This window comes from Paenibacillus sp. EKM206P (assembly GCF_011066155.1).
In the GTDB taxonomy this organism is placed as follows: domain Bacteria; phylum Bacillota; class Bacilli; order Paenibacillales; family Paenibacillaceae; genus Paenibacillus; species Paenibacillus polymyxa_D.
Genome location: NZ_JAAMNQ010000016.1, coordinates 46,269 through 59,839, shown reverse-complemented (window position 1 = coordinate 59,839; position 13,571 = coordinate 46,269). Strand labels below are relative to the sequence as shown.

Sequence of the window (13,571 nt, the reverse complement as noted above, 5' to 3'; positions counted from 1 at the left end):
TCTTTATTTCAACAGATTTCCCAGCTTATCCGATAATCGGCTTGATATGTGTTCAAATTGCCCCATAGACAATTGATTATAGGTAAAATCCGTAGGGCTGCGCTCCGCCTGATCCTTAGTGCAACAATGATGGATAAGATTTAATAGATGTTTTTTAAAGCCGATCGTTAATCGCTCTACCGTTGCTGCACCATATTCAAGCCCGTTATATTCAAATCCAAACCGAAGGATTCCGTTCGTGATCATGCCGTTAATGTCAAATGTATTCGTCTTTTCCGCACGCGGGCTTCTCTCACCATTGGCTAAGTCTGCTAATCTGGAAATACGCCAAGGCATGTCTGCGCTGTTTTCTTCGTCGAATTGTCCCAAATAATTGAAGCTAATTTCCGGGAATGGTGCTGCGACCAGAGAAGCCGCATTAGTCTGGTCCTTGGTCAAATAACGTAAAATACCATAACCGATGCCCTTATTAGGCACCCGCCGCAGCTTATCTTTAACCATTTTGATCTGATAGGCCAAGTTCTCAGGTCTGTTGATCTCGATTACAAAAGGATACAGAGAGGTAAACCAGCCGACTGTACGAGAGATGTCCAAATCTTTAATGATCTCCTCCCTGCCGTGCCCCTCCAGCAAAATCGGGATTTCGTTATAACCGCTCCATTCATAAAAAGCCAGACCTAAGGCTGTAAGCAACAGATCATTCATTTCCGTATGATAGGCATGATGTACATGCTTCAACAGCTTTTCCGTCTCATCCCTGCCGAGTATCACCTCCACTAGGCGTCGATCTTGTATCAGGCTAACCGCGATTTCATGATCCCTTGGCAATCGACGCATCCTGCGTGAATCTACATGGTTCCAGTAGCTGATTTCTTGGCGTACCTGTACGCTTTCGGCGTAAGTAGTCAGTCCTGAAGCCCACTCTTTGTAAGCATCAGTCTTGGCAGGCAGATTCGGCATCTCACCCCGAGCTACCTGATCATAGGCTGTACCCAAATCTTCCAGTAAAATTCTCCATGACACACCGTCTACAATAAGATGGTGGATAACGATCATCAGATGATCTTCACCGGATAAATGGAATAAGGCCAAACGTATGAGAGGACCTCGTTGCAGATCCAAACTGCTTTGCAGCTCATCACCAATGTGTCGAATTTCTTCTTCAGGCTGGCTTGATTGTGTCAAATCATAGCTCGTTAATGTAAAGAACTCACCTTCGTTCACTCCCCTGTTATAGGCGGAGGCTCCCTTTTCCTCTTCCACAAAAATGAGCCGTAATGCATCGTGATGGGCTACCAGCTTGTCCATGGCGTTTTTCAGCCATAATTCATTCCATCCTTCATCATTTTGCAGCATGACCGCCTGATTATAATGGTGACGATCTCTCCGATGATGCTGAAAAAAATCGAGTTGAATGGGTGTCAATTCTACCTCACCCTCTACAATCCCTTGGGGAATGATACGGGTGATTTTTTTTATAAACGGCGCTATCAGGTGAATTTCAGGGTAACGGAATAAGTCCTTTACTTCCATTTTCAGGCCTTTGGCATTTAAGCGGATTGCAATTTGCAATGCTTTAATCGAGTCCCCACCAAGCTCGAAAAAGTTGTTGTGTAATCCAATTGGTTTAACACCGATCACTTCTTCCCAGATCAAAGCAATTGTTTTTTCCAATTCATCCTGTGGTGCTTCATATACGGTATCCAACGGTGCTATTTCATCCGGTTCGGGCAGATTGGATCGGTCTATTTTCCCGTTATGGGTCAATGGCAACTGTTCCAATACAATGATCTGGGCTGGAACCATGTAGACTGGTAACTGCTGAGCCAGTTTATCTCGCAGTATGTCTTTCTCAGCTGCACCTGCAACATAGGCACATAAGTACTTTTGTCCCGCTTTATCCAGTCGATCAACAACAACTGCCTGGCGTACTCCTTCCGTTTCGAGCAAAATAGATTCAATTTCTCCAGGCTCAATCCGGTATCCGCGAATTTTATATTGGTAGTCAGCTCGCCCGATAAAATCAATATTCCCATCTGGCTGCCAGCGTGCCAGATCCCCAGTACAATACAAGCGTCCACCCGTTGAGAACGGATCAGACACGAATTTCTCAGCCGAAAGCTCCGGTCTATTAAGATATCCCCGCGCTACAGAAGCTCCACCAATACACAGCTCGCCCGTTACACCGACAGGGACCGGACGCATCCTGTCATCAACAATATATAACTTATGATTCGGTAGAGCTCTGCCGATAGGGACAATACCGGACAGAGGCAATTTTTCCAGCTCGTCCTCATAAAAACTAGATTCGATTGCGGCTTCGGTAACTCCATACGTATTAATAATCCGCATTTTGCTGCCAAAGCGGGTCAACATCTTACGGTAATCAGCAACAGCCAAGCTATCTGCTCCAGTAGTAAGCAGCTTTAGAGAACTGATATTTGTACCATGCTCATAGATGTAATTCAATAGCAGAGCTAAAAGCACAGGCGGCGTCTCAAACGTAGTAATCTCCTGCTGCTCCAACAGTGTAGCCAAGGCAGCTGGATCATTTCTCACGTTTTCAGGACAAATGACCAAGGTACCTCCATTGACAAATACCTTGGCCAAATCGCATGCAAACACATCAAACGACATGCTGGCAATTTGCAGTAGCTTAATAGGGAAATCTTTAAATCCTTGGCTGTGTCTGTAACCGAGTGCGGTGTTGACATATTGTTGATGTTCAACCATAACGCCTTTGGGCTTACCTGTGGTACCCGATGTATAAATGACATACGCCAAAGAGCTGGGCTCATATGTGGAGATATACTGCTTGTTCGAATCCATCTCGGACTGGAGTGGCAAGGTAGCGAGATCGACTACCTCGCCCATAAAATCCATTGTTTTCAGCCAGCCCTTCAGGTGAGATTGCGTAAGCACAATCGTCGTTCCGCAGTCACGCAGCATATATTCAATACGTTCTTCTGGATACACGGGATCTACTGGCACATAGGCAGCTCCGGCTTTCATAATGCCCAGCACCGCCACTATCATCTCAACAGACCTGTCAACCATGACAGCGACCAGACTCTCCCGTGTAATTCCACGCTTCTGCAAAAGATGGGCAAGAGCGTCTGCTCTATCATTAAGTTGTCTGTAAGTGAGCATCGTATCTTCATATATGACGGCCGCTTGTTCTGGTGTACGCTCCGTCTGCGCTTCGAATATCCCGTGAAAAGTAAGTGCAGGAAACTGGACAACGGGTCCGCTCCATAATTTCGTCATATTAGCCTCTTCTTCGGTTGTTAACAGCCGAACGTCACGGAGGCAAACCTCTGCATTACTGGCAATTTGCAGGAAGACATGCTTCAAATAATGGGCCAGATGCTTCATCGCTTCACTGCTATAGACCTTGCCGTTATAGGACAATATGAAACTCATTGCCTTCTTATCTTCAACCTCAATATTAAAGTCATACGGTATTTCTTCGAATAACCGAGCGTCCTCAATAATGAATCCGAGTTTGTCTTGCCAGTCCCGTCTCCCGATCATGTTTTCCAGCGGATAGTTCTCGAATACAACGATATGATCAAGCAAGCGTTGCTTGAGTGCAGATTGCGACTGGATTTCAGCAAGTGAACAGTATCCGTTCCTCCTTCCTTGGACAGAGGCTCTCTGGACATCGCGCAATAATTCAACAAAACTCTTTTCTTCATTTAATCTAATTCGTAATGGAATGGTATTAATGAACAATCCGACAATTCGCTCTACTTCATCCAATTCCGACGGGCGGCCAGATACCACCGTGCCAAAAACTACGTCTTTGCTTCCGTTGTAACGACCAAGTACAATTCCCCAGGCGGCCAGAAAAAGACTGCTGAGCGTGGTCCCATTGCATTCAGCAATCGCCCGCAAAGTGCTGGTCTCTGTTTCCGTCAGCGTCGTTCTATATTCCTGCAGCAGATAGCCGCCTTTTTCAGGAGTTGTAGCTGGAGTTTTTAGCATCGGAAGTCCAGCCGTTTGTTCGTAACCTTGTAATTCAGAACTCCAGTAGCCCTTGGCCGCCTCCTGATCCTGTTCTTCAAGCCAGTCGGCATACCCGGTGTAAGGTCGTGGTTCAGGCAATTGAACGGGACGGCCTGTACGATAAGCCTCATAGGCCGTTAACAACTCGTCCATTATGATGCCAAGACACCAGCCGTCCATAATAATATGGTGAAAACTTACAAGTAACGTATAAGCATCTTTATCCGTTTGAAGTACAGCCATCCGGATGAGCATATCCCTGCTCAAATCGTAATGGGTGTTACGGTCCACATCCATAAATCTACGAATAGCATCGGCTTGCTCCTTTCCGGTCAGCTCTGTCATATTCTCGTAAGTAATCGCCGTGTTTCGCTTCTTAAAGACAATCAGCCGCGAACGAGAAGCGGATTTATGATAAATGTTCGAGCGCAGTGTTTCATGACGCTGAACCAACAGCTGAAAGCTTTCTTGCAGGGCATTCCAATCCAGATCTCCCCGAATAGAAATACGTAATTGCTCGTAATAAGCCTGTGATTCTGGTTCCATCAGCGCATGAACGAGCATTCCTTCCTGTAAGGGAGTCAAGTTGACCACTTTTTCAATTTCAAGTCCTTTGATCATGGATATCCTCCTCGGACGAATCGTTATAGATTCTCATAAAACTGCTTCATGTCTTCAAACTCATCTAGATCCAAACCACGTGCTCCCACATCCGATGGTGTTAGTTGCCGTCTGGATTGGTCCAGACAATGCTGAATAATGCCCGACAAATGATGTTCAAAACGCAACTGAAGCATTCGGATAGTATCTGCTTCAAACGCGTGACGGTTATAAAGCATGCAGATGGAAAGCTTACCGTCTTTCAGCCGCCCATCCAGATAGAGGGGATAGGCTAAATCAGAAACGCTACAATTCTGGCCGGACCATAATTCAGCATCCATAGGCGAAGTATGAAAGTGAGAGGAACTGACCGGTTCAGAATGAATCAAGCGGAAGCCAATTTCCGGGTAATACTGAGCATTAAATTCTGATCTGCCAGAGGATGCAGCTCCATATTTTAGTAATCCATATCCTAAACCCTGGTTGGGTACTTGCCGGACCGTCTCCTTTACGTTTCTGAGCAAAAGAGAACTGTCTTCTCCAGGCTCCATATCCAGAACAAGCGGATATATGGAACCGAATTGACCTACGGTTCTTGAAAGGTCCGGTTTGTCCGAAGTCACAGTTTGTTGCTCCCGATCATAATGCTCAAATCCAATGGCAATCTTAGACTGTCCAGACCATTCCACTATAGTCAGTCCCAATGCAGCAAGCAGTAACTCAGCGGTCACCGTATTATAGGTTCGGTTAGCCCGTGTTAACAGCTGGCTTGTTTTCTCGTCCGAAAGCTGTATGATGCAATGCTCTACTGGACGAAGTGCTTCTGAATGTACAGGTGCCTTATGATCCTTCGGTATAAATTCGCCATCGAAATTAACTTTATCCAGCCAGTAGAGTTTCTCTTTGGCCAGCTTTTTGCTGTCTGCATAGTCTTCTAGCCACCGCATCCAGGAGCGGTAAGAATCTGTTTTGTCAGGAAGCACTATCGGTTCCCCGTTAAGAGCTTGTTCATAGGCAGTTGTGAAATCCTCAAGCAGGATACGCCAAGATGTAGGATCAGCCACTAGCGGATCTACAGAAAGAAAGAACTGGTCGGAGCCCGACATCCGGAATAAGCCTGCGCGTACTCTGGGTCCCTCAAACATTCCATAACTGTTTTGAATCCGGAAGCATTCGCTCTGTAATTGCTTGCTAGCTTGATGGTCATCATCTGCAAGTGAGAACACATCAAGTGTGAACCATTCTTCATTTTCATCTCGGTATACAAGGGTTGACGGTTCGTCGATCGACGCCTGACCAAGCCGTAATCCCTCGTGATGAGTAGTTAATGTTTGCAGCACAAACCGTAACAGATCCTCATCGAAATGCGGGTTGCCTGCAAATAGCATGGATGTTGCCGTCCGTAAGGTGTAAAATGTACCCAGTTCATGCATCTGCCGTTGAATCGATGTTATTGGAATCTCTCCATGTATTGAATTCTGGTCTGTGTAGCGGAATAAAGTTGTCACAAGCTTGCTGAGATCCTCAATGAACGGGTGCTCCATCAAGAGAGAAATGTCAAGGGAATAACCATGCTGACGCAGACGTGAGGCAACCTGAACGGCCTTAATAGAATCGCCGCCAAGCAGAAAAAAATGATCTCGAACGCCTATATGATCACTTCCCAAAACGTCTTGCCATACCACGACCAGCGCCCTTTCCACATCTGTTCTCGGAGCAACATAATCCGTCTGTAAAGAGTCATGTCGGTCCGGCTCAGGTAAAGCTTTTCGGTCCGTTTTTCCATTGGCCGTAAGGGGAAGCTGCTGCATAGGCACCACATATGCTGGAATCATATAAAACGGTAGCTTCTGCTTGAGCGCATTCTGCACGTTCAGCGGACTTAATGGCTCAGAAGCCACAAAGTATGCACACAAATCCTTGTAGCCGTCTTTGTTCTCCCGTGCTATGACTACTGCTGACTGGATTCCGTCTACAGACAGCAACTGCGCTTCAATCTCGCCCAGTTCAATACGATATCCTCTTACTTTAACCTGTTGATCGATCCGCCCCAAATATTCAATGTTGCCGTCAGGCATCCAACGCGCCAAATCTCCTGTGCGGTACATCCGCTCATAACCCTCCGCTCCGCTGTTAAACGGATTAGTAGCGAACTTCTCCTTGGTCAATTCCGGTCGATTAAGATAACCACGGGCTACTCCTATACCACTGATACAAAGTTCTCCCGCCACTCCAATCGGCTGCAATCGCTCCGTACCTTCCTGTACAACATACAAATGAATATTGTCAATCGGTTTACCGATCGGGATCACCGAGTGCTCTTCCACAGGCTCGCATTCAAAGAATGAAACGTCTACAGTAGCTTCTGTTGGACCATATAAGTTAATTAGTTTTGCGCTTCCAATCCCTGACATAATTCGATAGAAACGCGCCACCTGCTGAGGAGGCAATGCTTCACCGCTGGCAAATATATGTTTTAACGTTTTCAATTTTGCTTGCACTGTTTCCCTTGGCTGCTGCTCCAGATATTCCAGAAAAATATGCAGCATCGCGGGTACAAAATGAAGGGTGCTTACCTTGTCTTCATTAATCGTGTTCAAGATCTGTTCGGGAGACTTTTCTCCGCCGATTGGCAATAAGCTTACTTTAGAGCCTACCATCGACCACCAGAACAACTCCCATACGGATACGTCAAAAGTAAAGGCAGTTTTTTGCAAAATCGTATCTTCTGCGCTTAGGCCGTATCTATTGTGCATCCAGCAGAGCCGATTCACGACTGAGCGGTGTTCAACAATAACCCCTTTCGGTTTCCCTGTAGAACCGGATGTATAAATGATATAGGCCGCATGGTTGGGTTCTGCTATAGGTTCAAGGTTGGAGGCATCTTCATGCCAGCTACTCATGCAGTCGGTCGTAGGCTCCGTCGACCTGGATGCTTGCAAAGCCATGATCGTGGAAGCATAATCCAACACCATTACCTTGCAGTCCGCATATTGCTTCAGCTCTTCTGCAAACTGTGGTTGTGTCAGCACCAGTTGTGTTTTCGAATCTTCAAGCATATATTGAATTCTTTCTTGTGGGTATCCCGGATCAATGGGTACATAAGCTCCACCCGCTTTTAGAATTGCATAGATGCCAATCATCATCTCAGGTGAACGCTGAGCGATAATCCCCACCGGCTGATCTGGTCCTACTCCTTCCGCCCGCAACGTTCGCGCTAAACGATTCGCCAGCTCATTCAACTCTTGGTAAGTCATACACTTATCTCCAAATATGATTGCCATGTCATCTGGAGTCCTGCTAACCTGCTGCTCAAACCTTCCATGAATCGTTGCATCCCGCGGAAAATAGGCAGAGGTGTTGTTGAACTCATATAGTAATAAGTGCTTATCTTCTTCTGTCAGCATATCCATGTCAGCCAAGCGAATTCCGACATCTTGAGTTACGATTTCCAACACTTTTATATAATGGAGGGCAAATCGCTCAATTGTCTCCAGCCTAAACAGGCTGGTCGCATACTCCCAGGTGAAAGTTAACTGGTCTTGAGTTTCCGTTACATGTAATGAAAGATCGAATTTCGATACACCTGCATTAAACTCATTCGGTTGCAAACGAAGTCCGCTGAGTTCAATGACCTCTGTTCCCTTATTTTGCAGACTGAACATCGTATCAAAGATGGGATTGCGGCTTACATCGCGTACTCGATCTAGTTTGTCGACCAGTTGGTCAAATGGATATTCCTGGTGCTCCAACGCAAGCAGAGTGTTATGTTTTACGTCCTCCAGAAAAGCACTGAATGGCTGAGACGCCAGCGGTCGATTACGGATAACTAAAGTATTCACAAATATGCCGATCATCGCTTCCGTATCCGCATGCCCTCTACCCGCTGCCGGTGTACCTACGAGGAAGTCCTCTTGCCCGGAGTATTTGCTTAACAGCACATTATAAGCTGCCAAAAGCACCATAAAGAGCGTTGCTCCCGTGTCTCTTGCCAATTGATTAAGTCTATCCGTCAGCTTGGATTGCACAATGAAGGTAAGGCTGTCCCCTGCGAAGCTCTGACTTGACGGACGAGCAAAGTCAGTTGGCAGGTCTAATACAGGGAGCTCGCCGTCCAACGTGTCTAACCAAAATGCTTCATCCTTTGCTTGGCTGTCTCCGGCATAATGTTGTTTTTGCCAAACGACATAGTCTTTGTAGTGAACGTCAATGGGGGCAAGTGGCATACCCTGATACCGCGTGCTGATCTCATCCATTAATACTGCCATTGAGAAGCCGTCTGAAATGATATGGTGCATATCGATCAGCAACATAAACTGGTCACGATGGATTGCGAATAACTCAGCACGAATTAAAGGAGCCTTACTGAGGTCAAATGGCTGAATAAACAGTTCACGGGCGTGATTAGCATCCTCTTCGGAAATTTGAGTAACAGGAATGTCCAGTGAAAGCACATCCTGTACCTTCTGCACGGTTTCCCCGTCTACTATCTCAAAATACGTCCGAAAGGATTCATGCCGTGAAAAAACCTCCTTCACTGCATCAATGAACCTGGAAACGTGTAACTCTCCCTCTATATGCAGTTGACCCGATACATGATACGCTGCACCTCCACCCAGTTGATCCAGCACATACATTCTTTTTTGAGCGGGAGATACCGGATAAAAGGGCTGTAAATCTGCCGGAACAAGCGGCTCAAACTTTCGCTTTTGTCCTCCTTTTACATGTGCCGCCAGTTGTGCAACCGTTTGCAGTTGTAAAATTTGTACCAGCGGAATATATACTTCGAATTCCTTGTTAATTCTGCTTAGAAGAACAGTCGCTTTTAAGGAGTCTCCACCCATTTGAAAAAAATTATCGTTGTATCTGATATCAGATACATTCAAAACTTCCTTACATATGGATATCAGTTTGTCCTCAGTCATATTGCTGTCAGAAACCTGCTTCTGCGAGTCCTCTATCCTGATATCTTCTGGTTTCGGCAATAATTGAAAATCCGGCTTCCCATCAGCCAAAAGAGGGATGCTATCCATCAGAACCCAAAAGCGAGGTTGCCCATAATCAGGAAGTATTGAGCTAACACTCTCTTTCAGCTTCGCTATATCCCACGAATTAGAATTATTGTCCACTATATAAGCCACTAGATACGAAGAGTTACTGCTTTCACCGTCTTTCCGTGCCGTCAAAACACAGGCATCCAAATCTAGTGCTCGCAAAAGATGTTTCTCTATCTGCTCAAGATTCACTTGATGACCGCGAATAAGAACATCTCGGTTGGCTGCACCGATATGTCGAATTCTCCCTCCAACCTCGATATAAGCCCATTCCAGCGTCGTTCCCAGTAAACCAGCAGATGTGGCCAAATATACTTGTCCGATGGTACCCGTAGGAGACGGATTTTTATATTTGTCCAGGACACAAGGATAATTCCCTTTAGCATCCGCATATGTCGCCCACACTTCCAGAAGCCGCTCCCTTTCCGTACTTCGAAGCAAAGACAGCGCAGATACACGCATTCCGTCTTCTTGCACAATTGAGCTCAGCAGATGTAAAAAGTATTGCGCCCATATTTCCATAGTGTCTTGTTGAAAAAGACTCGCTGCATAGTCAAAATCAAGCCGTAACTGCTGACCAGACTCCGTAACATTCAGAAACAACTCATATTGAGTGGACAATATTTCATGCTCCAACAATTCTGTTTCCAGTCCGTAATAGTGAAACTCTGGAATGGGCCTATCCATATTGAACAACACCTTAAGGACGGGCAAATGCCTTAATCCTATCTGGGCAAGTCCGGCAAAGCTGTATTTCTGATAAGCATCCAGCGTATGCATTACTCGCTTGACCGTCTGTGTGAATTCCGTGAACGTTGCTCCAGAGTCTACCTCACAAATCACTGGGAGCAAGTTAACGCAGTTGCCAATTAGCGGGGACACACCCATATGAGATTGCCCTGCGGTTGGAATACCTACCATGATTTGATTCTGGCCTGTCACTCTGTGTAAAAAAAGCTGGAAAACAGATAATAAAGTCACAAACATGCTGTTGCCAAGCCGAATACTGACTGATTTCAGTTGCTTCACCAGAGGTGCATCCACCACAATGGTGTGCCGTGCTCCGCGCGAAGAAGGAGAGCTGATGTTGCGTTGGAGAGACGGCAAGTCAAGGGCGGGCAATGGCTTCGCAAGTACATCTGACCAAAAAGCAAGGGCAGCCGCTCCACCTACCTCTAACTGGTTTTGCTGCCATGCTGCGAAATCTCGAAACGGAACAGGGTCGGGAAGCGTGCAGTGTTCCCCCTGTACACAAGCGGAATAAAATTGTTCCAACTCATGGAAAAACACTCCGATGGACCAGCCATCTGCAATGAGATGATGAAATGTAAATGCAGCGATGTGCTTCTCATTCGACGTTTTTAAAAGCCGGATGCGGAATAAAGGTTCGCCCGCACTTATTGGGAATACGGTCTCCCTATCCTTCTCCATCCAAGCACGGATATCGTGTTTCTGCTCCTCTACAGAAAGACTGCTGATATCATGCAGCGGAATGCTGAGGGTCATTGCCGGGGCGATGATCTGCGTTTCTCCATCCTCTCCCATGAAGGTGCGTAAGGCTTCGTGACGTTTAACAATGCGATGGACAGCTTCATTAAATTCCTTAAGATGTAGCGGACCCCGGTAGCGCAGTAAAACAGTCTCATGAAGCGACTGCGATTCCTTTGAATCCGAGACCGAGGCGAACCATAACTGCTTCTGATCCGGAGTCAGCATAATCGTCGATTCCTTAAGGTCTGCAGTTGCAGTTTCAGGAATAAAAGGCTTGTTTAGATGGTTTTCATGAGGGTACAGATCCGGCAGAAATCCTCCTTTGCGCAGCTCATTAACACTCTCTTTAATTGCCTGTACAATCCGCTCTATGTCTTTCGAAGTATGAGCCGTTGACAAAAAACAGTTCCGGCCTTCCCATATATAAATTCCTTTATCCAGCATGTGATAGAAGAATAGTTCCAAGTCACCTTTAAGGATGAAACGGAACAAGGAACCGAAGTAAACGACCTTTATAGGTATCTGTTCCTCCGTAAAATAGTGATTCAGTTCTGCTGCGAACGCCTTCGTACGACTATTCAGCTCGTTATGCAATTGCCCCCTGTCCTTCTCCAACTGCTCTAGTACGGCCAGGGAAGCTGCCATAGCCAGGGGGTGATGGCAAAAAGTTCCCGCTACAAACGTCCGCTGTTGCTCATGCGGTGGATAAGAGTCATCTCCGAAGCTCCACACTCCTCCATCAATTCCATCCATGAACGATGCTTTCCCTGCCACGATACCGATGGGAAGCCCGCCCCCAATGATTTTACCGTAAGTTACAAGGTCGGCTTCAATCCCGTACCACGCCTGCGCGCCCCCCGGCTGAATACGGAAGCCTGTAATTACCTCATCAAAAATGAACGCGGTCCCGGATTGCTCCGTAATCTGACGTACTTCCTTCAGAAAAGCTGCGGGCTGGAAATCAGGGCGACGACTCTGCACTGGCTCTATGAGAACAGCAGCCAGTTCATAGGCATGGGAGCGGATATATTGGAGTGACTCGTCCGTTCCATAACTGAGCACAACGACATCGTCCACCATGTGCTGTAGTACACCAGGTGCCAGGGGAGTGGAATGTTGTTCCCTGTCATCCGTTGTCCCCCCCAATGCCAATATTCCATCAAAAGTACCGTGATAGGAACCAGAAAAAATCACCACCTTATCCCGTGCGGTGGCAGCCCGAGCTAACCGAAGAGCGACCATGATCGCCTCTGTCCCCGAGTTATATAGCGCAATTCGTTCCATGCCTGTCATCTTGCAAATCTTTTCGGCAATCTGCCCGGCCATATTGGACATCGGTCCAAGGCACATTCCGTTATGTATTTCCTTTTCTATCGATTCACGAATAAAGGATGGGTTGTGACCAAACAAATTGACCCCAAACCCCATCGTCAAATCAATATATTCATTACCGTCCAAATCCCAAATTTTAGAACCCTCTGCACGCTGAGATATAATCTGATACACCATTTCCTTGAGAGCAAGCCTAAATCCGGCCACATTCCGGTTATTGGCGTATACAGACCTGTATTGCTGAGTATACTCTTTAGTCTTTCGTGTGCGCATCGTGTAATGTTCAATCAGCTTTTGCAGATGCTTTTCCTGCCTAAGTGAAAGTGAATTATGGGCTTGCACATTTATTTTTTGATAGGGAACAAATGCTTTCGATTCTTTTCCGTCTGGCAAAACAGCTGAGACGGAAGCCTGGACGGAGGAAATAGAAGTAACTGTGGCAGCTACCTCCTGCATCGCGGATGTCTGAGGCTCGACAGCAGTTTGTAGTGAATGCGATTCAGACATTGCCACTGGTGCAAGACGAGACTGACGTAGTATTTCCATCTGCTGCGACATGAGTTGAAGTTGCATTTCTAAAATTCGTTCTCTCCCCGCAAATATATCCTCATTTGATAGCTTGCTTTCATGGGATGCGGGATCTTCTATAGGGGTAGTGGATTTTTGACTCCAGCCCGGCAAGACGGAAGGCACCGAAGAGGTGACACTGGACGACGCAGTCAACTGAAGCTCCTCCGAATTCCGGGTCAATTCTTCAGAGGTCGAGGCTACCCTATCAGCAATATAGTTTGTCAGCAACTCTAGCGTAGTCAGTGATTCAAAAAATTCGTTCATCGGGATTTCCAAGCCAAACGTACTTTTAATGCTGTGTCTAACCTGAGACAGAAGAATAGAGTCTAAACCCAGTTCTAAAAAATGTTTTTGCGGCTCTAATTCGTCTGGACTGAGTTGGGATACACTTTCGATTATTTTTGACAGTTTATTAGTAATCGTAGATTTTTGCGGATTGGAAGCAGATTCCGTCGAGAAATACTCATTCACCATCTTTTCAGACTCCTTTACTATGGGGTATTCAAGGAATTAATT

General features: G+C 46.3%; 2 protein-coding genes. Both read right to left on the bottom strand.

The features are described 5' to 3' along the window. Positions 1–3: 3 nt before the first annotated feature. Complete coding sequence (locus tag G9G53_RS23400; protein WP_165150604.1) at positions 4–4,629, bottom strand: non-ribosomal peptide synthetase; 4,626 nt, start codon at positions 4,627–4,629, stop codon at positions 4–6. Positions 4,630–4,652: 23 nt separating this feature from the next. After that, positions 4,653–13,526 (bottom strand): amino acid adenylation domain-containing protein, encoded by an 8,874-nt coding sequence (locus G9G53_RS23395; RefSeq protein ID WP_425312666.1) that lies wholly within the window; start codon positions 13,524–13,526, stop codon positions 4,653–4,655. Positions 13,527–13,571: the final 45 nt, after the last annotated feature.

Excerpts from the sequence above, each read along its gene's own strand:
- G9G53_RS23400 (WP_165150604.1), bottom strand. The coding sequence starts at position 4,629 with ATGATCAAAGGACTTGAAATTGAAAAAGTGGTCAACTTGACTCCCTTA.